Origin of the sequence: Escherichia sp. MR, assembly GCF_005280595.1 — a bacterium.
GTDB classification, from domain to species: domain Bacteria; phylum Pseudomonadota; class Gammaproteobacteria; order Enterobacterales; family Enterobacteriaceae; genus Escherichia; species Escherichia ruysiae.
In genome coordinates, this window is record NZ_SZVK01000015.1 from 19,318 (window position 1) to 43,193 (window position 23,876).

The following is a 23,876-nucleotide window of genomic DNA, read 5'->3' on the forward strand; positions in this document are numbered from 1 at the left end:
ACAAAGCGCACTTTGTCAGCAATATGAGGCGGATTTCTTCCGCCTTTTTAACTCCCCAACATATACCCACAAGTTATAGCCAATCTTTTTTTATTCTTTAATGTTTGGTTCACCTTCTGGCACGCTTTGCTTATCACAACACAACATAAGAGAGCCGGGCGATGAACAAGTGGGGCGTAGGATTAACATTTTTGCTGGCAGCGACCAGCGTGATGGCAAAGGATATTCAGTTACTTAACGTTTCGTATGATCCAACGCGCGAGTTATACGAACAATACAACAAAGCCTTCAGCGCCCACTGGAAACAGCAAACCGGCGATAACGTGGTGATTCGTCAGTCGCACGGTGGTTCAGGGAAACAGGCAACATCGGTAATCAACGGGATAGAAGCTGACGTTGTTACGCTGGCGCTGGCTTACGACGTAGATGCGATTGCTGAACGTGGTCGAATTGATAAAGAGTGGATCAAACGTCTGCCGGATAACTCCGCGCCGTATACCTCCACCATTGTCTTCCTGGTTCGTAAGGGCAATCCGAAGCAAATCCATGACTGGAACGACCTGGTTAAACCGGGTGTTTCGGTGATCACGCCTAACCCGAAAAGCTCTGGCGGTGCACGCTGGAACTACCTGGCGGCGTGGGGATATGCCCTGCACCACAACAATAACGATCAGGCAAAGGCGCAGGATTTTGTGCAGTCATTGTATAAAAACGTGGAAGTGCTGGACTCTGGTGCGCGTGGTTCAACAAATACTTTTGTCGAGCGTGGGATTGGTGACGTGCTGATCGCCTGGGAAAACGAAGCACTGCTGGCAACGAATGAACTGGGGAAAGATAAGTTCGAAATCGTCACGCCGAGTGAGTCTATTCTCGCGGAGCCGACGGTATCGGTTGTCGATAAAGTGGTGGAGAAAAAAGGCACCAAAGAGGTGGCAGAAGCCTATCTGAAATATCTCTACTCGCCAGAAGGTCAGGAGATTGCAGCCAAAAACTATTACCGTCCGCGCGATCCTGACGTGGCGAAAAAGTATGAAAATGCTTTTCCGAAGCTGAAGTTATTCACCATTGATGAAGAGTTCGGCGGCTGGACGAAAGCGCAAAAAGAGCATTTCTCTAACGGCGGTACGTTTGACCAAATCAGCAAACGTTAATTTTGTTGACGATAACCAGACCCGGTGGCATCTCGCGACCGGGTTTTTTATTTGTCGCGATTTTGCGTTACCCTTGCATCTCTTTGAGGTACAGGGAAAAAACGATGAAAAAAACGGTTATTCTCATTTTGGTGATGATAGTTATCGCCGTTGCTGCGGGTATCGGCTACTGGAAATTTACCGGTGATTCGGATGTGTTACGTAAGATTGTCCTTGAGCAATGTTTGCCCAACCAGCAGCAAAACCAAAATCCTTCGCCATGTGTGGAAGTCAAACCCGATGCCGGATATGTGGTTTTAAAAGACATTAACGGACCACTGCAATATCTGTTGATGCCAACGTATCGTATTAACGGCACTGAAAGTCCTTTGCTGACCGATCCTGCAACGCCGAACTTCTTTTGGCTGGCCTGGCAGGCGCGTGATTTTATGAGTAAAAAATATGGTCAGCCGGTTCCCGATCGCGCGGTCTCGTTGGCGATTAACTCCCGAACGGGACGCACGCAAAACCATTTTCATATTCATATCTCTTGCATCCGTCCTGATGTGCGCGAACAACTGGATAATAACCTGGCGAACATCAGCAGCCGCTGGTTGCCGCTGCCGGGCGGATTACAAGGGCATGAATATCTGGCGCGTCGGGTAACCGAAAGCGAACTGGTACAACGTAGTCCGTTTATGATGCTGGCGGAAGAAGTGCCAGAAGCGCGGGAACATATGGGAAGTTACGGGCTGGCGATGGTACGGCAGAGTGACAACTCGTTTGTATTACTGGCGACACAGCGTAATCTGCTGACGCTGAATCGTGCTTCAGCCGAGGAGATTCAGGATCATCAGTGTGAGATTTTGCGTTAAGGCAAGCAGTTAAGAAAAGTTAAGTGCCGGATGTGAAATCCGGCACCTGTCAGACTTAAGCCTGTTTAGCCGCTTCTGCAGCTTTAACGATCACTGCGAAGGCGTCAGCTTTCAGAGAAGCTCCGCCAACCAGCGCGCCGTCGATGTCCGGCTGAGCGAATAGTTCAGCAGCGTTAGACGCGTTTACAGAACCGCCGTACTGGATGATCACTTGTTCAGCGATATCAGCGTCAACTTTAGCGATGTGATCGCGGATGAATTTGTGAACAGCCTGCGCTTGCGCCGGAGTTGCAGATTTGCCAGTACCGATTGCCCATACTGGTTCGTAAGCGATAACTGCGCCTTCGAATGCTGCCGCACCCTGAGTTTTCAGCACTGCGTCGATCTGACGTGCGCAAACTTCTTCAGTTTTGCCCGCTTCGTTCTCAGCTTCAGTTTCGCCGATGCACAGAACCGGAGTCAGACCCTGCTCTTTCAGCACAGCGAATTTTTTCGCGATCAGTTCGTCAGACTCTTTGTGGTAAGTACGACGTTCAGAGTGGCCGATGATGATGTACTGTGCGCCGATGTCTTTCAGCATAGCAGCAGAGGTTTCACCGGTGAATGCGCCGGACAGGTTCAGATCCACGTTCTGCGCACCCAGCATGATGTGGCTGCCTTCAGCTTCACGCTTCGCCATATCGATGTACATTTCCGGTGGTGCGATTGCAACCGCACAGCCAGCAACACCTGCCAGCTCTTTACGCAGGTTAGAAACCAGCTCGTGAACCATGTGGCGGCTGCCGTTCAGTTTCCAGTTACCCATCACTAAAGGATGTCGCATTTTAATTCTCCACGCTTATAAGCGAATAAAGGAAGATGGCCGCCCCGCAGGGCAGCAGGTCTGTGAAACAGTATAGAGATTCATCGGCGCAAAGGCTTTGCTTTTTGTCATTTATTCAACCCTTCCAGCGTTTCAGATAGCGCCAGCTTAATCGGTTCAACAGCGAAGGTCAGCCCCTTTTCGCCGTTGTCCGCGACAACATAGCGCAACGCGCCTTCTGTCTCAGTGTAGTAACGTTTGTTTTTCCCCGCCGTAAGGAGTGACTGCAGCTTTTTCTGACTTTGTGTTTTGGTCATCAGCGGGGTGAGTGTGCGGATCATTGCTGCCATGTATTCCTGGGCTTTCGCTTTAGCGGCTTTTTGCTCTGGCCCCTGGATTGGCAGCCAGGTAATTTGAATGCTTTTGATTTTTAAGGTGCCGCGCTCAAGCGCCGTGGAAGCATACAAGTTCTCGTTAATTTTACTGGCGGCGCGAGTCAGGTTGGCTTTGTCGGGGCTGCTGTCGATGGCACGAAATTCGTTCAGTGGCAGATTGGGGTTCTGGCTGTTAAAGTCTTCTCGAAACTGGCTGATGGAGAGATCGAAAGTGGGGGCGCCAGCCAGCAGGTAGGGCGCTGTCGTTGCCGTGCCAGGCGATTGTGCGTGCACCGTTGCACTAACGGATAACACGGTAGATAAGAGAAAAAACACTGAACACCCTGACTTCATCGGCAGTACCTTTTGTTATGACTGGGTTCGATTAAAACGATATCTGTCGCCCTTGTCAAAAGGGTAGAATCCTGGAAAAGACAACCATCAAGGAACTTACATGACCATACAGCAATGGTTATTCTCATTTAAAGGGCGTATTGGACGCCGCGATTTCTGGATTTGGATTGGCCTCTGGATCGTTGGCATGTTGGTGCTTTTCTCACTGGCGGCTAAAAAATTACTCGATATCCAGACCGCCGCGTTTTGCCTTGTGTGCCTGTTATGGCCGACAGCGGCAGTGACGGTGAAACGACTGCACGATCGTGGGCGTTCTGGCGCATGGGCATTTCTGATGATTGTAGCGTGGATGCTTCTGGCGGGTAACTGGGCGATTTTACCGGGCGTGTGGCAATGGGCGGTGGGGCGGTTTATTCCGACGTTGATTCTGGTGATGATGCTTATCGATCTTGGCGCATTTGTCGGCACCCAGGGCGCAAATAAATTTGGTAAAGATACCCTGGACGTAAAGTATAAGTCTGAGAATAAATCAAGCCATTAATCCGCAATATATCTCTTATTGCTATTTTTATCCGGGATCGTTATTTCCATATTGCAAATGACGATACCCGGAAAATCTCCCTCATTTCCTAACCTTAATCAATATCAAAAAAAATGGTAATCCATAAGATCATTACTTGTTTGTTCTTCCCTTAACGGCGCATTATTCTTAAGTGGCAATCGACAGAGAGGCGAATATACAGAGGTGCCCTATGAAAGATGTCGTAGATAAATGCAGTACTAAAGGATGTGCGATTGATATCGGTACGGTGATTGATAACGACAACTGTACAAGCAAACTTTCGCGCTTTTTTGCTACCCGCGAAGAAGCAGAGTCCTTTATGACCAAACTGAAAGAGCTTGCAGCCACTGCATCCTCTGCGGATGAAGGCGCCAGCATGGCCTATAAGATTAAAGATCTGGAGGGGCAAGTCGAGCTTGATGCAGCTTTCACCTTCTCATGCCAGGCCGAGATGATTATTTTTGAGTTATCACTGCGTTCACTTGGTTAATGGAGTTAAACATGGCTTATAAACACATTGGCGTGGCAATTTCCGGGAATGAAGAAGATGCCCTACTGGTGAACAAAGCCCTGGATCTCGCCAGACATAATGACGCTCATCTGACGTTAATTCATATTGATGATGGCTTAAGTGAGTTGTATCCGGGTATCTACTTCCCCGCAACAGAAGATATTCTTCAACTATTGAAAGATAAGTCAGATAACAAACTGTATAAGCTGACGAAAAATATTCAGTGGCCGAAAACGAAACTGCGCATTGAGCGCGGAGAAATGCCGGAAACACTGCTGGAAATTATGCAAAAAGAGCAGTGTGACCTCCTTGTTTGTGGTCACCACCACTCGTTTATCAACCGTTTGATGCCGGCATATCGCGGGATGATCAATAAGTTGAGTGCGGATCTCTTGATCGTGCCATTTATCGACAAGTAACCGCTTACCAGTAATGCTCCGCTGTCATGTGACCCGGTCGGCGACGTAAATGTTTCGTCATCTGCCGGGTCTCTTTCAGCAGTTGTTGCGTATCGCGCACCATCTGTGGATTACCACACAGCATCACATGGCTGGTTTCTTTATTCATTGGCAGTCCAACCGCGTTTTCCAGTTCACCGCTTTCAATTAACGCCGGTATTCGCCCGGTGAGTGAGCCCGCTGCCGTTTCCCGACTGACAACCGTCTGAATGCGCAGTTTTCCTTCGTAGCGTTTTTCCAGTTCCTGCATCAGTGGCAAATAGCTTAAGTCGGAGGCATAACGCGCGGCGTGAACCAGTACCAAATTTTTGAAGCGATCTAAATCTTTGCCTAATTGCAGAATCGACAAATAAGGGCCAATCGCTGTACCGGTTGCCAGCATCCATAGCGTTTCGCAATCTGGTACTTCATCCAGAACAAAAAAGCCAGCCGCTTCGCTAACCACCTGCACTTCGTCACCCGGTTTTAGCGCCGCCAGTCGCGGGCTTAATTTGCCATCAGGGACGGTGACCAGATAAAACTCCAGGTCGGGATTGTCGGGAGAATTAACGTAAGAGTAGGCGCGCTGGACGCGTTCGCCGTCAATTTCAAGGCCAAGTTTGGTGAATTGTCCGGCGGTAAATGGAAGTACCGGAGCGTGAACGGTGAGACTAAACAGGGCGTCGGTCCAGTTCTGCACTTTAGTGACTTTGCCTGTTACCCAATCAGCCATGTTTCTCTCCTGTTTTGATTGACTTGCCTTATCTTCGTTCTCCGGACAAAAAAATTCCAGTCCCGAAGGACTGGAAGGCTCAATCGATCAAATGACTCAGAGAATATGCACCTGCATTTCCGGGTCTTTGCGATCCAGATAGTGAATCGACTGAATGCGGCGAATGGTGCGTGACTTACCACGAATCAGCAGCGTTTCGGTGGTGGCGATATTGCCTTTGCGGCTAATCCCTTCCAGCAGATCGCCTTTGGTGATACCGGTGGCAGAGAAGATGATGTTATCGCTACGCGCCATATCGCCCAGACGCAGTACTTTACCGGCTTCAATGCCCATTGCTTTGCAGCGCGCCAGCTCCTGCTCGCCAATGCGACGATTCTCTTCGTTGTCGCCTTTGACGTCATGACGTGCCAGCAGACGGCCATTCATGTCGCCATCTAATGCGCGGATCACCGCCGCAGACACCACACCTTCTGGCGCGCCGCCAATACCGTACAGCACGTCAACTTCGCTGTCTGGCATACAGGTGAGAATCGAGGCTGCGACATCGCCATCAGGAATGGCAAATACGCGCACGCCGAGTTGCTGCATTTCTGCGATAACCGCGTCGTGGCGCGGTTTCGCCAGAATAGTGACCGTCAGTTCGCTTAACGGTTTGCCGAGTGCCGCCGCAACATTGCGCAGGTTATCCGCCAGCGGCAGATTCAGGTCGATGATGCCTTTGGCACCAGGTCCGACGATCAACTTCTCCATATACATATCCGGCGCATTGAGGAAGCAGCCCTTATCGCCCACAGCCAGCACCGCCAGCGCGTTAGCCTGACCCATCGCCGTCATGCGCGTGCCTTCAATCGGATCAACAGCAATATCCACCGCATCACCGCGACCAGTACCGACTTTTTCACCAATATAGAGCATCGGTGCTTCGTCGATTTCGCCTTCACCAATGACGATGGTGCCGTCAATGTTGACCTGGTTGAGCATAATACGCATGGCGTTTACCGCCGCGCCGTCAGCGGTGTTTTTATCGCCGCGTCCTAACCATTTGTAGCCAGCCAGCGCCGCAGATTCGGTGACGCGGGAAAATTCGATGGCAAGTTCTCGTCTCATAGCAAACTCTAAGCAGTAAGGAATGGCGCGAAGTGTAGCACAGGGGAAGGGAGGGATTATTGATGTGTGCGGGGTTGCCCCCGCACGGTTTCAGAGTCTGCATGATGCCGGATGCGGCGTGAACGCCTTATCCCGCCTACACAAAATGGCATCGGCTCGTAGGCCTGATAAGACGCGTAAGCGTCGCATCAGGCGATCAGCATCAGGCAATCGTTCAGATGCCTGGCATCACTCCTCGTGTTCTTCCCACGCCATCGCGCGTTTAACCGCTTTTTTCCAGCCTGCGTAACGGTAATTACGCTCGGTGGTTTCGATGCCAGGGCGGAACTCGCGTTCAATCACCGCTTTCTCTTGCAGCTCGTCAAGGTTCTGCCAGAAGCCAACCGCCAGACCAGCAAGATAGGCTGCACCCAATGCGGTCACTTCGCGCACTTCCGGGCGCTCAACGCGCGTGCCGAGGATGTCAGACTGGAACTGCATCAGGAAATTGTTCGCCACCGCGCCGCCATCCACGCGCAGTGCGTGCAGACGAATGCCGGAGTCGGCCTGCATTGCTTCCAGTACGTCACGCGTCTGATAAGCAATAGACTCCAGCGTCGCGCGGATGATGTGGTTAGCATTCACCCCACGAGTCAGACCGAAAATCGCCCCGCGCGCATACGGGTCCCAGTACGGCGCGCCCAGGCCGGTAAAGGCCGGAACGACATATACGCCGTTGGTATTTTGCACTTTGGTGGCAAAGTATTCGGAATCGTCGGCGTCGCTAATCAGTTTCATTTCATCGCGCAGCCACTGAATGGACGCGCCCGCCATAAATACCGCGCCTTCCAGCGCATAATTCACTTCGCCAGTCGGGCCACAGGCGATGGTGGTCAGCAGGCCATTTTCTGATGTCACCGCTTTCTCACCGGTATTCATCAGCATAAAGCAGCCTGTACCATAGGTATTCTTCGCCATCCCTTCTTTAACGCACAACTGACCGAATAGCGCCGCCTGCTGATCACCCGCGATCCCGGCGATCGGAATACGCGTGCCGCCTTTACCGCCGATGTTGGTCTGACCGTACACTTCCGAAGAGCGACGCACTTCAGGCAGCATCTCGCGCGGGATATCCAGTGCGTCGAGCATTTTGTCGTCCCAGTCCAGAGTATGGATGTTGAACAACATGGTGCGAGACGCGTTGGTGTAATCGGTCACGTGAACGCGACCTTGAGTCATTTTCCAGATTAGCCAGGTATCAACCGTACCAAACAGCAGTTCACCACGACGCGCACGCTCGCGGGAGCCTTCCACATGGTCGAGGATCCACTTCACTTTGGTGCCAGAGAAGTACGGGTCAATGACCAGACCGGTGTTATTACGAATGTACTCTTCCATGCCATCGCGCTTGAGATGCTCGCAGATCTCAGCGGTACGACGGCACTGCCAGACAATGGCGTTATAGATAGGCTTGCCGGTTTCTTTTTCCCAGACGATAGTGGTTTCTCGCTGGTTAGTAATCCCAATAGCTGCAATTTGATCGGAACTGATATCGGCTTTCGCCAGCACTTCTACCAGCGTAGAGCTTTGGGTGGCCCAGATTTCCATTGGGTCGTGTTCTACCCAGCCTGGTTTTGGGTAGATTTGCTCAAATTCGCGCTGTGACACGCTAATGATGTTGGCATCGTGATCCATCACGACTGCGCGGGAGCTGGTGGTGCCCTGGTCGAGCGCAACGATATATTTTTTTTCAGTCATGTTTAATTGTCCCGTAGTCACATTACAGTGAAGCTTTTTGTTCTGAAGGAGTTGTGATCTCCTTTTCTTCCACAACACAGATATCGCAAGGCAAATGGCGGCCAATCAGTTTGCGGTAGGCAAATGCACCTACAATCGCGCCAACGATAGGGCCAAAAAGCGGCACAAGGAAGTAAGGAATGTCTCTGCCGCCGGTAAAGGCGACCTTGCCCCAGCCCGCCAGCCAGGCAAAGACTTTCGGACCGAAGTCACGTGCTGGGTTCATGGCAAAGCCCGTCAATGGACCCATAGATGCGCCGATGACCGCAATCAGTAGACCAATCAACAACGGTGCCAATGGCCCACGCGGTACACCGTTACCATCGTCCGTGAGCGCCAGGATCAGCCCCATCAGAATAGCGGTAATCACCATTTCAACTGCGAAAGCCTGCACAAAATTGATATGAGGGTTAGGGTAAGTAGAGAATGTGCCCGCCAGATCAACACTTTCGACGCTGCCGCGAACAATATGATGGGTCTGTTCGAAGTCGAGGAATAAATTGTAGTAAAGCCCGTAAACTAATGCCGCAGCGCAGAAAGCACCGGCAACTTGTGAAATGATAAAAGGAATAACTTTTCGCTTGTCGAAACAGGCAAACAGCCACAACGCAATAGTGACAGCGGGATTAAGATGCGCGCCGGAAACCCCTGCGGTCAGGTAGATGGCCATTGCCACCCCTAGTCCCCAAATGACACTGATTTCCCACTGACCAAAAGACGCACCAGCGACTTTAAGTGCTGCAACGCAACCCACACCGAAAAAAATCAACAACCCGGTCCCTAGGAATTCGGCAATGCACTGGCCTTTCAAGGTTGATGTTTGACTCATAATCGGATCCTGAAGAGTTAATGTTTGTTGTAAGCGTGAAAGTCACTGACGTTCACGATGCTTGTAGGCATCCTGTGAATTTATCGTTAACGAGCAAAAACGAGAAATATCGAAATCAAAATGTGTGTGCCGCGTCATAAAATGAGCGTTATCGCGCCATTTGTTTCACATCTTCTTACATGATGCACGTTTGTTAAATCATTCTTGCAACAAATTTTTTAACATTTTCGATTCACGTGGGTTATGTCACCAGGAGAAGGATGAAAAGTGTGGCAAACCGGAATCTGCAAGGCGTGCTGCTGGACAGAGATGGCGCGGCTTCATACAATCGGAGCTAACGAAAACGTGCACGTATTTATTAAGGCGTCACCGATAATCGGGACGAGGATATATATCCATCAACGCCTTGCAATTCAGGAGAGGTATGACAATGTCATTAGAAGTGTTTGAGAAACTGGAAGCAAAAGTACAGCAGGCGATTGATACCATCACTTTGTTGCAGATGGAAATCGAAGAGCTGAAAGAAAAGAACAACTCACTGTCGCAGGAAGTTCAAAATGCCCAGCATCAGCGCGAAGAGCTGGAGCGTGAGAACAACCATCTGAAAGAACAGCAGAACGGCTGGCAGGAACGTCTGCAGGCCCTGCTGGGTCGCATGGAAGAGGTCTGATTACGCTTCATCTTTCGCGTAATTGATTTACTGTGTAGGCAACAGGTAACGCAGAAAAAAGGCACCTTGCGGTGCCTTTTTTATCACTCGATATCCAGCGGATCTTCAGAAAGAATAATCCCGGTATTGTCGGCATAGAGATGGTCGCCGGAGAAGAAGGTGACGCCGCCAAAGTTGACGCGGACATCGCTTTCGCCAATGCCTTCGCCAACAGCACCGACCGGAATTACGGCCATCGCCTGGATGCCGATATCCAGCTCTTCCAGGTCATCTACCTGACGCACCGCGCCGTAAATGACCAGGCCTTCCCATTCATTTTGTACTGCCAGACGCGCCAGTTCAGCATCGACCAGTGCGCGACGAACAGAACCACCGCCATCGACGACAAGAACACGACCACGACCATTCTGTTCGAGCAGATCATACAGCAACCCGTTGTCCTCGAAACATTTTACCGTGATGATTTGTCCGCCAAACGACGCCCGTCCACCAAAGTTGGAGAACAGCGGTTCCACGACGTTGACATCTTCTTGATAGATGTCACAAAGCTCGGAAGTATCGTATTTCATAGGCTTAACATTCAGTTGCTGCGAGAATTTTCAGTATATCGCGCTATGTGGGTTGTTGGCAAAATCATCAATTGTTAATTGATATTTGTCAGTTATGCTGCCCACTGGCTTAGGAATATCCCTAAAACAAACAGCAAGTTAGTCAGTAATGCGCCCTTGACAGTGCGTTCCAGCATTGGTCGCATCGCTACCGGATCCATTTCACGCATCACATAACGAGCCTGTTTCACCAGTAACGGCGTTGCCAGCAGGAACAACCAGCCCCACAGGCTGTGCAGCGAAAAGAGATTAAACAGCGCCAGGCACACCAGTGAGCCGATCAGCAGGCAGGCATGGTAACGACGCGCGTTTACTGCACCTAAGCGCACCACCAGCGTGTTTTTGCCATTCTCGCGGTCGCTATTGATATCACGCAGGTTATTAATATTCAGAACCGCTGTTGCCAGCAGGCCACAGGCGGTCGCCGGAAGGATCAATGCCGGAATCAACGTATGCGCCTGCAAATACCAGCTCCCCATCACGCTCAACCAGCCAAAGAAAACCAGTACGGAAATATCACCCAGACCGATATAACCATAAGGGCGATTGCCCACGGTGTAGGTGATTGCGGCGATGATCGACAACCCGCCCAGAATCAGGAAGCCGACAAAATCGGCCAGCGTATGGCACGCCACTGCGACCAGCGCCAGTCCGGAGAGACAGATGAGCACGACGGTAATGATGAGCGCCCGTTTCATCTCTTGCTGGGTAATAACCCCTTTTTGCATACCACGTAGTGGTCCGATACGGTCAGGTTTGTCGCTGCCTTTGACGGCATCGCCGTAATCATTGGCGAGGTTAGAAAGGATCTGTAATAGCCCGGCGGTAATCAGTGCCAGCAGGGCGACCAGCGGATCGAAGTGACCTTGCCACCATGCCAGCGCCGTCCCGACGATAATTGCAGCAAAGGCGAGGGGGAGGGTTTTAGGTCGTAAACTTTCCAGCCACGCCTGAGTTCGGCTAATTTGTTGTTCAGTCATAATACGCGCCAATAAAAATGGGGCCTTTCAGCCCCATCAAACAATGATGAAAATGATTGAACGCGATTATAGGATAAAACGGCTCAGATCTTCATCTGCCACCAACGCATCCAGATGTTTGCTCACATAATCTGCGTCAATGGTGATAGTTTGACCGCTTAAATCGCTGGCGTCGTAGGAAATCTCTTCCATTAAACGCTCCAGAACGGTATGTAAACGGCGTGCACCGATGTTTTCGGTAGATTCGTTCACCTGCCATGCCGCTTCCGCGATACGCTTAATACCGGAATCCGTAAATTCGATATTCACGCCTTCGGTCGCCATCAGTGCTTTGTACTGCACGGTGATAGAGGCATTCGGTTCGGTCAGAATGCGCTCGAAGTCGCTGGTGGTCAGCGCCTGGAGTTCGACGCGGATCGGCAGACGACCTTGCAGTTCCGGGATCAGGTCAGACGGTTTCGCTACCTGGAATGCGCCAGAAGCGATAAACAGAATGTGGTCAGTTTTGACCATCCCGTGTTTGGTAGAAACGGTGCAACCTTCTACCAGCGGCAGCAGGTCACGCTGAACGCCTTCACGAGAAACATCCGGACCGGAAGACTCGCCGCGCTTACAGATTTTGTCGATTTCGTCGATAAACACGATCCCGTGCTGCTCAACGGCGTCGATAGCGTCTTGCTTCAGTTCTTCCGGATTCACCAGTTTCGCCGCTTCTTCTTCAATCAGCAGCTTCATGGCGTCTTTGATTTTCAGCTTACGCGCTTTTTGTTTCTGACCGCCCAGGTTCTGGAACATGGATTGCAGCTGGCTGGTCATCTCTTCCATTCCCGGAGGCGCCATAATTTCAACGCCCATCGGTGCTGCGGCAAGATCGATCTCGATTTCTTTGTCATCGAGCTGGCCTTCACGCAGTTTTTTGCGGAATGCCTGACGGGCAGCGGACGGCTCCTGCTGCTGTTCGGTCTGTCCCCAGTTGTTTTTGGCCGGTGGGATCAGCACGTCGAGAATACGTTCTTCTGCCAGTTCTTCAGCGCGATAACGGTTTTTCTCGATAGCTTGTACGCGCACCATTTTCACGGCGGCATCGGTCAGGTCGCGGATAATAGAATCGACTTCTTTACCCACATAACCGACTTCGGTGAATTTGGTCGCTTCAACTTTGATGAACGGCGCGTTAGCCAGTTTTGCCAGACGACGGGCGATTTCAGTTTTACCGACGCCGGTCGGGCCGATCATCAGGATATTTTTCGGGGTCACTTCATGGCGCAGCTCTTCGTTGAGCTGCATACGGCGCCAGCGGTTACGCAGAGCAATCGCCACAGAACGCTTGGCGTTGTCCTGGCCGATGATGTGCTTATCCAGCTCGCTGACGATTTCGCGTGGGGTCATTTCAGACATGGGAGATCCTTACGCTTTGTAGCTTAATTCTTCGATGGTGTGGAAATGGTTGGTATAGATGCAAATGTCGCCTGCAATATCCAACGCCTTTTCAGCAATTTCACGGGCGCTAAGTTCAGTGTTTTCTAACAGCGCGCGCGCCGCCGCCTGGGCATAAGGGCCGCCGGAGCCGATAGCAATAAGATCGTTTTCTGGCTGCACCACGTCACCGTTACCGGTGATGATAAGCGATGCAGTTTCATCTGCGACTGCCAGCAGTGCTTCAAGTTTGCGCAACATGCGATCGGTACGCCAGTCTTTTGCCAGTTCAACGGCCGCTTTAACCAGATGACCCTGATGCATTTCCAGCTTACGTTCAAACAGTTCGAACAGCGTAAAAGCATCCGCAGTACCGCCCGCAAAGCCCGCGATGACTTTGTCGTTGTACAGACGGCGGACCTTTTTCACGTTGCCTTTCATTACGGTATTGCCCAACGTGGCCTGACCATCACCAGCGATGACCACATGGCCGTTACGGCGTACGCTTACTATAGTTGTCACGAGCTGACCCCTTGGTTACGAATACAGAGTACAAACCCCGTACAAAAGTACGGGGCATAATGCAATTATAGATGGGGGGGATTTTGAGGGTTTCAACCCCCGGCAGCGAGCCGAATGCAGTTTGTATGACCCGCCATCTTCAACCGATTGAGGGTGCTGTCTGCGTTCTCTTTGCCTTTCACCGGGCCAATGACCACACGATTCCAGCCATTGTTGGTGGTAATTTTCGAGTCAAAGCCTTCGAACGCCAGCTGAGCACGTACTGTCTCTGCCTGTTCTGCCCCTCTGAACGAACCGCACTGTACCATCCAGCGGCGTTCATCTTTTTTCTCCGCCGTCGGTTTTGGCGCGTCAGCGGCACGAGTAACCGGCGCAGCTTGCTGCGGCTTCGACTGCGCGGTCGTGTGCGCAGGGGTTTGCAGCAGATCCTGGTACGGCTGCTGAGTAGACGCCGGTTTAGACTGGCGCGGTTGCGCCTGTACCGGCGCGGCTTGCGACGTACGCGTCTGCTGCTGCCAGCTTTGTTCAGTCGTACGCGACTGCTGAGCCAGGCGTTGCTGTTCCGCTAACTGCTGCGCCTGACGCTGGCGTTGTAGCGTTTGCTGGCGCTGTTCTGGCGTTTGCTCATTCCACGGAACTTCAACTAACTGCGTTGGCTGCTGGCGCATATCGGCCTGCATTTGTTCAAGAAGCTGGCGCTGTTCTGGTGTCAGTTGCTCCGGCGTTTTTACTTCACCACCGGCAGAAGGTTCTGTTGGCGCACGCACACCCGGCTGGCGACTTTCCAGCTCTTTAATGTAGCGCCAGCGTTCTTCCGGTTTCGGAGGTAGTCCGTTTCCGGTCACTTTCTGGCTTTGCAGCGTCTCGGACTCTTCTTTCTTGTGATGCGTAATGAAGTACAGACCACCGATAAAGGTCACAAGAACGGCGGCAGCAATAGCGACCATTGCGGGAGAAACCGCAGGCAGATTTCGTTGCTTTTTCCGTGAGGTACTCTTTTTTCGCCGCGAAGGTGCCGGTTGGCTGCGGCGTACATAATCTCGTTGTGCCACTATCGTTTCGCTGTATTTATTCGTTCGTCAGCCCGCCATGTTACTTAAGCGGCGGGCCTTTGACCAGTCACGGAAGCCTTAAAGGTTTACTTTAAGTCAATGTGCGTGTCGATCCCCGGATAATAAGCTCGCAGTCCATTAAACGTGAGCCACTGCCGACCGTTTGCCCCTGCATTTGGTCAAGCAATAACAACATTGCCTCGCGACCAATTTCATAGCGCGGCTGTGCGATGGTTGTCAGTGGCGGATCACAAAATTGCGTCAGGTCGATGTTATCAAAACCGATTATGGAAAGGTCATCAGGAACTTTCAGCCCCTGACGTTTTGCCTGCGAAAGTGCGCCAAGTGCCATCACATCGCTATGACAGAAAACAGCAGTTGGCGGTTGCGGAAGGTCGAGCAACTGCTGCATGGCTTTGCTTCCGGCGTCGAAGGTGAAGTCGCCACGGGCGATGTATTGTGGATCAACCATAATTCCGCAGCGACGCAGAGCCTGAACGTAGCCTTGCAGGCGATAGTGACACAGCGGCATTTCTTCCGGCCCAGCAATACAGCCGATCAATTTATGCCCCTGTTCATACAGGTAATTTACCGCATCAAATGCAGCGGTCAGGTTGTCGATATGAACTGTAGGCAGTTCCAGCTCCGGTGCAAATTCGTTCGCCATCACCATCGGCGGCAGATTACGCTGTTCCTCAATGCTGGCATCAAACGGCAGCCTTGAACCGAGCAGCAACATGCCATCAATTTGCTTAGTGATTATCAAATCGATAAAGGTTTTTTCCTGCTGGTTTTGATGTGCACAGTCGCCAATCAGTACCAGATACCCATGACTTGCTGCCGTAATTTCGATTCCGCGAATAATTTCGCTAAAGAAGGGATCACAGATATCCGGGACAATCACCAGAATGGTGCGGGACTCATTACGCTTGACGTTACGCCCCATCGGCTGCGGTAAATAACCCACATCCCGGGCGGCTTTTTCAACCCGGTTACGAGTCGCCAGGGAGACCTTATCTGGATTCATTAACGCTCGGGAGACGGTTGCCGTAGAGACTTTTGCTTTCAGGGCGACGTCTTTCATGGTTGCGGCAGTTTCCTGCTTCTTCGCTTTCACTCTCACTCCTCGCCTGGCACGTCAGGCGTACTACATCCGTGTTTACTTCACATCGGCAACATTTTTAGCAGATAGCGCGTGAAAACGGTTACAGAATTTTCATGAAAAGTGTGATGAATATTTAATTTTTCGATCCGCCTCGCATCGTTAGCGGTTTAACCCTCAATAGGATCGACATCCAGCACCCATTTCACTTTCCGTGAATCCGGTATTGTATTAATAAGCGCCAGCGTACCGTTAATGATGTGCTGTAAGCGCACGCGGGAAGGATGTTGCAGCAGGATCTGCCAGCGCCAGCGACCGCCACGTTTGGGTGCCAGTGCTGGAACCGGGCCGAGAACCCACAGTTTCTCATCCGCCAGCGGACTGGAGAGGATGAGATTTCGCAACTGTTGCAGGAACAGCGGCGCGTGCTGATTGTTATGATCTTCGGCGCGCACAATCACGTGGCTGGTCCACGGTGGTAGCTGCATCATACGCCGCTCGGCCAGCGCCTGTTCTGCAAAGGCGTCATAGCCTTTATAGAGCAATGTTTGCAAGAGAGGATGTTCCGGATGATGCGTTTGCAGCACCACTTCGCCCTGTTTACCGGCACGCCCCGCACGACCAGCGACCTGGGTGTAAAGCTGGGCGAAACGTTCTGCGGATCGAAAATCGGCAGAAAACAGCGCACCGTCCACGTCCAGTAATGCCACAAGTGTGACATCCGGAAAGTGGTGACCTTTCGCCAGCATTTGCGTGCCAATCAAAATCCGCGCGCCGCCGCGATGTACTTCCGCCAGTTGTTGTTCCAGCGCACCTTTGCGGCTGGTAGTGTCACGATCAATACGTGAAATGGGTACACCAGGGAACATCGGGGCAAGCGTCTGCTCAAGCTGCTCGGTGCCCAGGCCCACCGGCACAAGATGCGTGGAGCCGCAGGAAGGGCACTGGCGCGGCACTGGGCGCTGGCTGTCGCAGTGATGACAGCGCAGATGCTGCTGCGCCTGATGCAATGTGTAGTAGTGATCGCAACGCGGGCATTCGGCTATCCAGCCACAGTCGTGGCACAGCAGCGCAGGCGCAAAACCCCGGCGGTTAAGAAAGAGGATAACCTGGTTGTCGGCCTGTAAATGCTGGCGCATACGGCTGATCAACGCCGGAGCCAGCCCCGCCTGCACCTTCTGACCTTTTAAATCCAGCACGTGTTGAATTGCCGGACGCGCATTACCCGCCCGACGCGTCAGGCGCAGCAGACGGTATTTTTTCTGCTGCACGTTGCATAACGTTTCAAGTGCCGGCGTTGCCGAACCGAGAATAATTGGGATTTGCTCACTGTGCGCGCGATACACCGCCAGGTCGCGGGCATGGTAGCGCCAGCCTTCCTGTTGCTTGTAGGAGCTGTCGTGCTCTTCATCGATGACAATCACGCCGAGATTTTTAAACGGTGTAAACAGCGCGGAGCGGGTGCCAATCACAATCGCCGCCTCGCCATTTTTCGCTTTTAGCCACGCCGAAAGGCGTTCGCTGTCGTTCAGGCCAGAATGCAGAACTTCCACGGGGGCATTAAAGCGTTCACGAAAACGGGCGATAGTTTGCGGTGTCAGGCCGATTTCCGGCACCATTACCAGCGCCTGTTTGCCCTGGGCGAGCACGTTTTCCAGCACGCTTAGATAAACTTCCGTTTTACCGGAGCCGGTGACGCCCGCCAGCAGCCAGGCGGAAAAGGTATCTGCCGCGCTATGGATGGCGCCAACGGCGGTGGCTTGTTCAGTATTCAGTCGCAACCGCTCGCCAGAAACGGCGTAGTTCGTTCGCCAGTCACTAAACTCTGGTGTTTCACTTGCTAAATCACACAGACCTTTTTTGCGCAGTGCCTGTAGCGCGGCATCATTAAATTCGAGAGTGGCAACCTGGTCGCGCCAGATTTTCCCTTGTCGCAATGCCGCCAGTGCCTGTTGTTGCTTTGGCGAACGTTTCAGGCTGTTGATATCTACCGCCTGACCGTGCTCGGTGGCAAACCAGTACCACATGGGCGCGTTCGCTGCAGGTCGCCCCTGGCGCAGTAAAATCGGCAAGGCATGAAACAACACATCGCCAATTGGATGATGATAATAATCCGCCGCCCATAGCAGTAATCGCCAGACGGAGTGAGTAAATACCGGCTCAACGTCCAGCACTTCAACTACCGCTTTTAGCTCGTTGAGCGGCAGCTCGCTGACATCGCTAACGGACACCACAATCCCGATGCGCTCCTGCTGTTTACCAAACGGCACGCGCACGCGACACCCGGCTTTAACCGTCATGCCTTCAGGCAGCAGATAGTCAAAGGTTCGGGGAAGCGGAACGGGCAAGGCAACGTGAGCAACGGGCATAGCATCATCCTGACTTGAAATTCGGTGGAACAGTATACACATTGCCGTAGAGGAGTGCGGATCAGTTTGCATACGCTGGTTAATTTCTGTATGATTCGGCGCCTTTGATACGAAATGATCGTATTGAAACTATACTTTAAACATCGCGTGGTGTCTGGCGTTAGGGCTGGAAGAGCGACGCGGCCTTAAACCGAGGTTTTCCCATGAAAAAAGATATTCACCCGAAATACGAAGAAATTACTGCTAGCTGCTCTTGCGGTAACGTAATGAAAATCCGCTCCACCGTTGGTCATGACCTGAACCTCGACGTGTGCAGCAAGTGCCACCCGTTCTTCACTGGCAAACAGCGTGATGTTGCTACCGGTGGCCGTGTTGACCGCTTCAACAAGCGTTTCAGCATCCCGGGCAGCAAATAAGACCGGATTTCCGAAAAAAGCGCCGCACGGCGCTTTTTTTGTGCCTGAAAACCTACATTATCAACATAACTCATTGAGTTTGTGTCTTTTTATCTTTCTTCTCATAGCGAAAATCCATTTTATCAATACCGTATTTTTTCATGCGCAAATACAGCTTTTTCCTGGGTATCTGAAAGTAATCGGCAACGTCGTTGATACGACCCTGATGGAAGTTGAGAGCATCAATAATTATTTGTCTTTCATAAGATTCTACGAGTTCATCCAGCGGGGCTGGATCCGTCTCCATCATCTGCAAACTGACCGAATCGTCCAGCATTAAAACGCCGACTGCCACCAGTTCTGCCGCATTCACCAATTCAATAATATTACCAGGCCAGGTACGCGCCATCAGTCGCTTATAAAAAGCTTTTCCCAGCAGTGGCTGCTGGCGATTTAATCGTTTACAGGTGAGGGTCAGATAATGGTGAAAAATAGGTTCAATATCCCCCGGACGCTGGCAGAGTGGTGGGCATTCAATGTGGGTGAGTGAAAAAAGAAAATACAATGCAGGAATAATTTTTTGTGCGGCAGCCAGTTCAGCCAGAGGGCTTTGATTAACAACAATCAGACGAAATGACCGATCCTGGGGTCTTTCCTGGTACTGGATCAAGGCGCGCTGATTTTCTGGCGTTAAATGCTCAAGTTCTTTTAATAACAGCGTGCCACCTTCTGCTTCTTTCACCCATTCTTCCAACGGCTGCTGGCTATTGGCGCTGAGTGTGCGTTCAATTAAAGGTCTTTCCTTGCGAGAACTAAATTGATGAAGATAGTGGGCGGCTAATGTTCTTCCTGTGCCAGGTTCGCCGTAAAAGCAGACGGGAAGATCGGTTTCTGCCAGCGTTTCAAGCTGTTGACGTGTCTGGCGAATCCAACCACTGTTACCGATTAAGTGCCGATTAAACTGAGCGTGTCGCCATTTTTTTTGTTCCAGATAAGCTTCACGTTCAGCCAGTGCTTTTTCGATAAGTGAGAGAAATTGTTCTGGATTGATCGGCTTTTGCAGGAAATCCCACGCTCCCTTTTTTACTGCTTCAACGGCCATGGGGACATCGCCATGCCCGGTGATCATCAGAATGGGAAGATGAGGGTCGATAAGCATTATTTTTTCCAGCAGCGTGATGCCTGAAATATCCGGCATACAAACGTCGCACACCACGATGCCTTCCCACGTATTTTGCAGTAATTGTAGAGCCTCAGAAGGGTTGCTACAGGTACATACGACATAACCCTCTTGCTGTAAGAGAGTGCTGTAGGCTAGCAGAACATCATTGTCGTCATCAATTAACAGAATTGTTGGGGTAGTGTCTGTCATGCTTAAAGTTTCCTGAAACGTAGAATAACCAGCGCATGGCGGTCGAGAGTTGACGCGATATATAACTCTCCCTGGCACTGGCGCATAATAGAATGGCTAATCGAAAGGCCAATACCCAAACCTACAGCTTTGTCCGTGGTAAAAGGCGTTAATAGTCGATCAGCCAGATGCACTGGCCAGCCTTTTCCATTATCAGCAATATATAGCGTTACAGTGGAGGCTTCTTCTTCAAAGCTGATGGTTATTGTGGGTGATTGCTCCAGACTGGCTTCCAGGGCATTCGTAAACAAATTAACTAAAACTTGTTGAATCAAGACATCATCACCATAAACGGCAGGGAAATTATCAGGGTAGTGAAGAGAGGCCTTCTGTGATCGATGTTTCAACGCCAGAAGTTCCCAGGACGAATAAATTACCTGCTGTAAATTGATTGCACCGCCAGCCAGTTCACTATCTCGACGGCGGGCGAAGTTGCGCAATCTTTTAACGATGTTATCCATGCGCTCGACTAACGATCGCATAGTAACAATATAATTTTTCACCAAACCAACGTCTTGTTGTTCCAGCGCGCGGTTGGCGCTGAAAAGATACATAGATAAGGCATTAAGTGGTTGATTAATTTCATGTGCCAGTGTTGTCATTGTCTGCCCAACCACGGCCAGTTTTGCAGTTTGGATCAATTCACTTTGCGTTGTACGAAGGTTTTTTTCTGTCGCGATACGCTCGCATATTTCCTGTCCCAGTTGACGTTGCTGTTGATTAATTTTCTCAATGGTCTGGCGGAGCAGGTTGGCAATTCTCCCAAGTTCATCGTTACCGGAGACAGGGATATCAGCATCGAGTTCACCATTGCTTAACTTGACAACGGAATCATTCAGTAACCGAAATCGGCGGATCATTCTGGGACGAATGTAGAGGTAATTTACCAGAATAACGAACAGTAAGGCGGTAACCATAGCTGCCAAAATCAATAACCCGCTGATTTGCATTATTTTTTCCAATCGTAGATTGAATGTTTGTAATTGTTGATGGCTATTACCTAATTGCGTTTCTAATTGAGCACGTATTTGCGTAAATACACGCTCTTTATCCCCGATAGTACTCATGAGAGTTTGTTGAGCTTGTTGCCAGGCAGCCAGGGTTCCGGGTAGATAATTTTGCTGAGTACCCAGTTCCCACAAGGAATAAACTGTCTGGTGTAATGTGATGGTACTGGAATAAGAAGATAACGACCGCACATTTTCGTCAATGCTGTGTTTCAAAAAATTCAAATACTGAATATGTTGTTTCAACGCGTCTATATCTCTGCTATGCGTGTTAAGCATCTCCTTTAGCGTACTGACGATTTGGGTTTCTATATGTGAAAGTTCGAAAACGAGCTGCAATTCTTTTTGAATAGTTTGCTGAGCATTTTGCAAACTCTCTTTTTCGGGCAGATCTTTTCGTTGGCTGAGTTGATTTAGCAACGACGATTGTTGCCAACTTAAATCCTGGGTAAGTGAGTTGAGTTCATTATTAAAGTCATCATGCAGCCAGTTAACTCTTGAGGATATAACGTCGAGTTTTCCTTTTTCCTGATTGTTGTTGTTCAATGCGTTATCGAGCTTGTTAAGCAGTCTGTCACTACTGGCGACCTGTTGGTTAAGCGCACGTTGATGTACTGAATCAAGATGAGGATTAATGGCCTTAATTTTCTGTAGCCGTTGTTCAATTTGCTTCCTCACCTGAAGACGACTAGCGGTATTGGTGGTTTGTTGCAGCTCATTAAATTCGTTTACCAATGCGGTGAGGTTTTCTTCAAAAAGAAATGAAGCCTGAATCCTCGGGAAATAATCATCAAGCGCGTAGCGAACCTGAGAATTTTGTTCATACCAGGAATAGAGGCTGACTACGCTAACGAATAGCGTAAGAATGGCGCTAAAAACAAAGGCGAGCCGTAAGCTCGTCCCTATAGTATGTAGTTGTTTCACTTTAACGACTCAAGTTGTGTGTTCACCAATTGCTGCTGATGCAGGAAAAACTGCTGCCATGCCATGAGCTGAGCTTCACGAAAGCCTGATTGCAGTTCGAATTGCTGCAGGTACATGGCATTAACGGACTGCTCCGGGGTAACAGGAACTGCTGTTAATAATGCACGCACATCTGGCAATTTACGCTTAAGCCGATGTTCTGCGGCATATAATGATTTCCAGCTGTTTTGAAGTTCGGTAAGGCGAACAGTAATCGCATTATCAAATAACAATTGCACAAGCTTTTGGCGCTGCATAATCAACGGATAATCAAGGGAAGGAGAGGCAAATAATCGCAATTGTTGATCCGCGAGTGGAGTACCGGAGGGTAGCGGATATACCGGATACTTTCCTGAATCAGAATCGCTCAATGCCTGTTGTCCTTCCTGGCTCAACAAAAAATTAATAAAACGCCCCGCCTCCTGTGGGTGTTTACTGCCGTTTGCGATGGCAATAAACATTGGCGCTGCGCGAGAGTTGGGGAAATAACTGAAACGTAAAGTTGAATTATTAAGCAGTACGTTAGCGTAATTGTCGATGACTGGACCTGCGTCACCCAGCCCTGTACTGATCTTATTTGCTACGCCAAAGCTGCGAGATGAAATGGTAGCGAGATTACCGCCTATTTTCAGTAGCGTACCCCAACCATTACTCCATCCTTGTTGTTGCAGGAGATCTTCAATCATCAGATGTGTGGTATCTGAACGTGAAGGGCTGCTCATTAATAGTGTTCCTTGATAACGTGACCTGCTCAATTCCTTCCATGAAGTAGGCACTGGCTCATTTTTATCTTCCAGATGCGCCACATTGATCAGGATGCCATAGCCCGATACCGCAACCGCAACGGTGGTTGAGCGAATAGATTCGGGGACTAACTTTCTGCTTGTTTCGATTTGATTATTAAAAGGCTGGAGCAGATTTTTACTTTGCAACCGCTGTAGCAACATGGGGGATGAACTCAGTACCAGATCAATATTTTCACCCAATGGATTTTCTAGCAGGCGCTCAATGGATGCACTGGTTCGGTTAAGCGTTCGGATTTTGGTTGCCAGTGGTTGTTTTTGCCATTGACTAATAATGTGTTCCGTCGCTTCCGAAGAAAGCGTTGTTGCAATCACCAGCTCTTGCGCTGAGGTGACATTGACGCATAAAACCCAACAGATTAATGCTCGTTGTATAATACGAATCATGTCAAAAATCCTATTAACGAGAGAAAAACTCTTACGCTGTAATTCATATCATTATCCGTTAGCTAATATACATAATGACTGTAAGACGCTGGTGTCAGTATCGGAAATTTCATTAATTCAGATGTAACGAGCGTCACTATATCCGGAAGCGGTTATCAAAAAAAGATCAATATTGCACCTCTGAACATGTGTATCTTGCGGAAATAGCGATTGTTACAGCTATTTCCGGTAATTAATTTCGATATTCGTGCTATCGGATTCAGGCCCTGACCGGATTCTATTGTTTCTTTGCACCAGCCTTCAGAAGCCGGAACAATCGCTTTAACTTGAGCGCAAATGTGCTTATCACGAAGGATAACATGAAAATCCTTAATCCCTGCTGGTTGTTGAACGGTGATGAAAATTTTCATGTTGCGTAGCATGATCTTCCAACAGGGCAAAATCGAGTCTCTTCAATGATCACGTATATGGATGCAAAATATGTGACTGACCTCAAAAACTGAAAAAATTAATAAAAGTCATTATTTTTTTATTGGGGCTGTTGTAACCCGTTAATGCTGAAATAATGGCTTTGTTCTATTTTGAGATATAAAAATGGGAAAGAAATGGAACATGATATTTGTATTTTTGAGTCAGTTTTGACTCATATGCCCTGTATTGTAACTTAAACTCACTTGCTTCACTATCTTTAAAACCAATGA

General features: G+C 50.1%; 23 protein-coding genes. 7 read left to right on the plus strand and 16 right to left on the minus strand.

What is annotated here, in order from left to right; all coding sequences use genetic code 11:
* The first annotated feature begins 161 nt into the window (after window positions 1–161).
* Window positions 162–1,151 (plus strand): sulfate/thiosulfate ABC transporter substrate-binding protein Sbp, encoded by a 990-nt coding sequence (gene sbp / locus FC814_RS08985; protein WP_001045694.1) that lies wholly within the window; start codon window positions 162–164, stop codon window positions 1,149–1,151.
* A gap of 104 nt (window positions 1,152–1,255) precedes the next feature.
* Window positions 1,256–2,005, plus strand: coding sequence for a CDP-diacylglycerol diphosphatase (gene cdh, locus FC814_RS08990; protein WP_032226783.1), 750 nt, complete (start codon window positions 1,256–1,258; stop codon window positions 2,003–2,005).
* A gap of 55 nt (window positions 2,006–2,060) precedes the next feature.
* Here cdh and tpiA read toward each other — a convergent pair whose 3' ends face one another.
* Window positions 2,061–2,828: a triose-phosphate isomerase gene (gene tpiA, locus FC814_RS08995; RefSeq protein ID WP_001216323.1), complete on the minus strand. Its 768-nt coding sequence runs from the start codon at window positions 2,826–2,828 to the stop codon at window positions 2,061–2,063.
* A gap of 107 nt (window positions 2,829–2,935) precedes the next feature.
* Window positions 2,936–3,535, minus strand: a complete 600-nt coding sequence (locus FC814_RS09000) for a YiiQ family protein (protein ID WP_000834910.1) — start codon at window positions 3,533–3,535, stop codon at window positions 2,936–2,938.
* 100 nt (window positions 3,536–3,635) lie between these two features.
* On the opposite strand from FC814_RS09000, the gene FC814_RS09005 reads away from it, so the two are divergent.
* The 3 genes from FC814_RS09005 to uspD all read left to right on the plus strand — a co-directional run bounded on the left by FC814_RS09005 (window position 3,636) and on the right by uspD (window position 5,027).
* The gene (locus tag FC814_RS09005) at window positions 3,636–4,076 is read left to right on the plus strand and encodes a DUF805 domain-containing protein (RefSeq protein WP_000155269.1); all 441 of its coding nucleotides are present in this window, start codon (window positions 3,636–3,638) and stop codon (window positions 4,074–4,076) included.
* A 211-nt stretch (window positions 4,077–4,287) separates the two neighbouring features.
* Window positions 4,288–4,587, plus strand: a complete 300-nt coding sequence (locus FC814_RS09010; protein WP_137325842.1) for a DUF406 domain-containing protein — start codon at window positions 4,288–4,290, stop codon at window positions 4,585–4,587.
* An 11-nt stretch (window positions 4,588–4,598) separates the two neighbouring features.
* Entirely contained in the window at window positions 4,599–5,027 is a 429-nt protein-coding gene (gene uspD / locus FC814_RS09015) for a universal stress protein UspD (RefSeq protein ID WP_000323549.1), read from the plus strand.
* Between the two features lie 4 nt (window positions 5,028–5,031).
* On the opposite strand, the gene fpr is transcribed toward uspD, so the two are convergent.
* The 4 genes from fpr to glpF form a co-directional block, all read right to left on the minus strand.
* Window positions 5,032–5,778 (minus strand): ferredoxin--NADP(+) reductase, encoded by a 747-nt coding sequence (fpr, locus tag FC814_RS09020; RefSeq protein WP_032226782.1) that lies wholly within the window; start codon window positions 5,776–5,778, stop codon window positions 5,032–5,034.
* Window positions 5,779–5,874: 96 nt separating this feature from the next.
* Window positions 5,875–6,885: a class II fructose-bisphosphatase gene (gene glpX, locus FC814_RS09025; RefSeq protein ID WP_137325843.1), complete on the minus strand. Its 1,011-nt coding sequence runs from the start codon at window positions 6,883–6,885 to the stop codon at window positions 5,875–5,877.
* Between the two features lie 228 nt (window positions 6,886–7,113).
* Window positions 7,114–8,622 (minus strand): glycerol kinase GlpK, encoded by a 1,509-nt coding sequence (glpK, locus tag FC814_RS09030; RefSeq protein ID WP_000136801.1) that lies wholly within the window; start codon window positions 8,620–8,622, stop codon window positions 7,114–7,116.
* Between the two features lie 22 nt (window positions 8,623–8,644).
* Window positions 8,645–9,490 (minus strand): glycerol uptake facilitator protein GlpF, encoded by an 846-nt coding sequence (gene glpF, locus FC814_RS09035; RefSeq protein ID WP_000084260.1) that lies wholly within the window; start codon window positions 9,488–9,490, stop codon window positions 8,645–8,647.
* Between the two features lie 424 nt (window positions 9,491–9,914).
* Here glpF and zapB point away from each other — a divergent pair, with 424 nt between their 5' ends.
* Window positions 9,915–10,160 (plus strand): septal ring assembly protein ZapB, encoded by a 246-nt coding sequence (zapB, locus tag FC814_RS09040; protein WP_001296623.1) that lies wholly within the window; start codon window positions 9,915–9,917, stop codon window positions 10,158–10,160.
* Window positions 10,161–10,243: 83 nt separating this feature from the next.
* On the opposite strand, the gene rraA is transcribed toward zapB, so the two are convergent.
* From rraA to priA, 7 genes are all read right to left on the minus strand, one after another.
* Entirely contained in the window at window positions 10,244–10,729 is a 486-nt protein-coding gene (rraA, locus tag FC814_RS09045; RefSeq protein ID WP_137325844.1) for a ribonuclease E activity regulator RraA, read from the minus strand.
* A 92-nt stretch (window positions 10,730–10,821) separates the two neighbouring features.
* Entirely contained in the window at window positions 10,822–11,748 is a 927-nt protein-coding gene (menA, locus tag FC814_RS09050; protein ID WP_024212602.1) for a 1,4-dihydroxy-2-naphthoate polyprenyltransferase, read from the minus strand.
* A 66-nt stretch (window positions 11,749–11,814) separates the two neighbouring features.
* Window positions 11,815–13,146, minus strand: coding sequence for an HslU--HslV peptidase ATPase subunit (gene hslU / locus FC814_RS09055; RefSeq protein WP_001293348.1), 1,332 nt, complete (start codon window positions 13,144–13,146; stop codon window positions 11,815–11,817).
* Window positions 13,147–13,155: 9 nt separating this feature from the next.
* Window positions 13,156–13,686 (minus strand): ATP-dependent protease subunit HslV, encoded by a 531-nt coding sequence (hslV, locus tag FC814_RS09060; RefSeq protein WP_000208242.1) that lies wholly within the window; start codon window positions 13,684–13,686, stop codon window positions 13,156–13,158.
* A 92-nt stretch (window positions 13,687–13,778) separates the two neighbouring features.
* The gene (gene ftsN, locus FC814_RS09065; protein WP_000068837.1) at window positions 13,779–14,738 is read right to left on the minus strand and encodes a cell division protein FtsN; all 960 of its coding nucleotides are present in this window, start codon (window positions 14,736–14,738) and stop codon (window positions 13,779–13,781) included.
* A 91-nt stretch (window positions 14,739–14,829) separates the two neighbouring features.
* The gene (gene cytR, locus FC814_RS09070; protein ID WP_000644884.1) at window positions 14,830–15,855 is read right to left on the minus strand and encodes a DNA-binding transcriptional regulator CytR; all 1,026 of its coding nucleotides are present in this window, start codon (window positions 15,853–15,855) and stop codon (window positions 14,830–14,832) included.
* Window positions 15,856–16,010: 155 nt separating this feature from the next.
* Window positions 16,011–18,209: a primosomal protein N' gene (priA, locus tag FC814_RS09075; protein ID WP_024212601.1), complete on the minus strand. Its 2,199-nt coding sequence runs from the start codon at window positions 18,207–18,209 to the stop codon at window positions 16,011–16,013.
* 203 nt (window positions 18,210–18,412) lie between these two features.
* On the opposite strand from priA, the gene rpmE reads away from it, so the two are divergent.
* Window positions 18,413–18,625 (plus strand): 50S ribosomal protein L31, encoded by a 213-nt coding sequence (rpmE, locus tag FC814_RS09080; protein ID WP_000710770.1) that lies wholly within the window; start codon window positions 18,413–18,415, stop codon window positions 18,623–18,625.
* Window positions 18,626–18,695: 70 nt separating this feature from the next.
* On the opposite strand, the gene FC814_RS09085 is transcribed toward rpmE, so the two are convergent.
* The 3 genes from FC814_RS09085 to FC814_RS09095 are packed head-to-tail and all read right to left on the minus strand — an operon-like array spanning window position 18,696 to window position 23,175.
* A complete protein-coding gene (locus tag FC814_RS09085) occupies window positions 18,696–19,976 on the minus strand; it encodes a sigma-54 dependent transcriptional regulator (protein ID WP_000132856.1) in 1,281 nt (426 codons plus the stop codon).
* A 2-nt stretch (window positions 19,977–19,978) separates the two neighbouring features.
* Window positions 19,979–21,946 (minus strand): ATP-binding protein, encoded by a 1,968-nt coding sequence (locus FC814_RS09090; RefSeq protein ID WP_137325845.1) that lies wholly within the window; start codon window positions 21,944–21,946, stop codon window positions 19,979–19,981.
* Window positions 21,943–23,175 (minus strand): ABC transporter substrate-binding protein, encoded by a 1,233-nt coding sequence (locus FC814_RS09095; RefSeq protein ID WP_000619303.1) that lies wholly within the window; start codon window positions 23,173–23,175, stop codon window positions 21,943–21,945. The genes FC814_RS09090 and FC814_RS09095 overlap by 4 nt, the downstream gene beginning before the upstream one ends.
* Between the last annotated feature and the right edge of the window lie 701 nt (window positions 23,176–23,876).

Bases quoted from the DNA above. Each gene is read 5' to 3' on its own strand.
- sbp (WP_001045694.1), top strand. From the start codon at position 162: ATGAACAAGTGGGGCGTAGGATTAACATTTTTGCTGGCAGCGACCAGC.
- cdh (WP_032226783.1), top strand. From the start codon at position 1,256: ATGAAAAAAACGGTTATTCTCATTTTGGTGATGATAGTTATCGCCGTT.
- tpiA (WP_001216323.1), bottom strand. From the start codon at position 2,828: ATGCGACATCCTTTAGTGATGGGTAACTGGAAACTGAACGGCAGCCGC.
- FC814_RS09000 (WP_000834910.1), bottom strand. From the start codon at position 3,535: ATGAAGTCAGGGTGTTCAGTGTTTTTTCTCTTATCTACCGTGTTATCC.
- FC814_RS09005 (WP_000155269.1), top strand. From the start codon at position 3,636: ATGACCATACAGCAATGGTTATTCTCATTTAAAGGGCGTATTGGACGC.
- FC814_RS09010 (WP_137325842.1), top strand. From the start codon at position 4,288: ATGAAAGATGTCGTAGATAAATGCAGTACTAAAGGATGTGCGATTGAT.
- uspD (WP_000323549.1), top strand. From the start codon at position 4,599: ATGGCTTATAAACACATTGGCGTGGCAATTTCCGGGAATGAAGAAGAT.
- fpr (WP_032226782.1), bottom strand. From the start codon at position 5,778: ATGGCTGATTGGGTAACAGGCAAAGTCACTAAAGTGCAGAACTGGACC.
- glpX (WP_137325843.1), bottom strand. From the start codon at position 6,885: ATGAGACGAGAACTTGCCATCGAATTTTCCCGCGTCACCGAATCTGCG.
- glpK (WP_000136801.1), bottom strand. From the start codon at position 8,622: ATGACTGAAAAAAAATATATCGTTGCGCTCGACCAGGGCACCACCAGC.
- glpF (WP_000084260.1), bottom strand. From the start codon at position 9,490: ATGAGTCAAACATCAACCTTGAAAGGCCAGTGCATTGCCGAATTCCTA.
- zapB (WP_001296623.1), top strand. From the start codon at position 9,915: ATGACAATGTCATTAGAAGTGTTTGAGAAACTGGAAGCAAAAGTACAG.
- rraA (WP_137325844.1), bottom strand. From the start codon at position 10,729: ATGAAATACGATACTTCCGAGCTTTGTGACATCTATCAAGAAGATGTC.
- menA (WP_024212602.1), bottom strand. From the start codon at position 11,748: ATGACTGAACAACAAATTAGCCGAACTCAGGCGTGGCTGGAAAGTTTA.
- hslU (WP_001293348.1), bottom strand. From the start codon at position 13,146: ATGTCTGAAATGACCCCACGCGAAATCGTCAGCGAGCTGGATAAGCAC.
- priA (WP_024212601.1), bottom strand. From the start codon at position 18,209: ATGCCCGTTGCTCACGTTGCCTTGCCCGTTCCGCTTCCCCGAACCTTT.
- rpmE (WP_000710770.1), top strand. From the start codon at position 18,413: ATGAAAAAAGATATTCACCCGAAATACGAAGAAATTACTGCTAGCTGC.
- FC814_RS09085 (WP_000132856.1), bottom strand. From the start codon at position 19,976: ATGACAGACACTACCCCAACAATTCTGTTAATTGATGACGACAATGAT.
- FC814_RS09095 (WP_000619303.1), bottom strand. From the start codon at position 23,175: ATGATTCGTATTATACAACGAGCATTAATCTGTTGGGTTTTATGCGTC.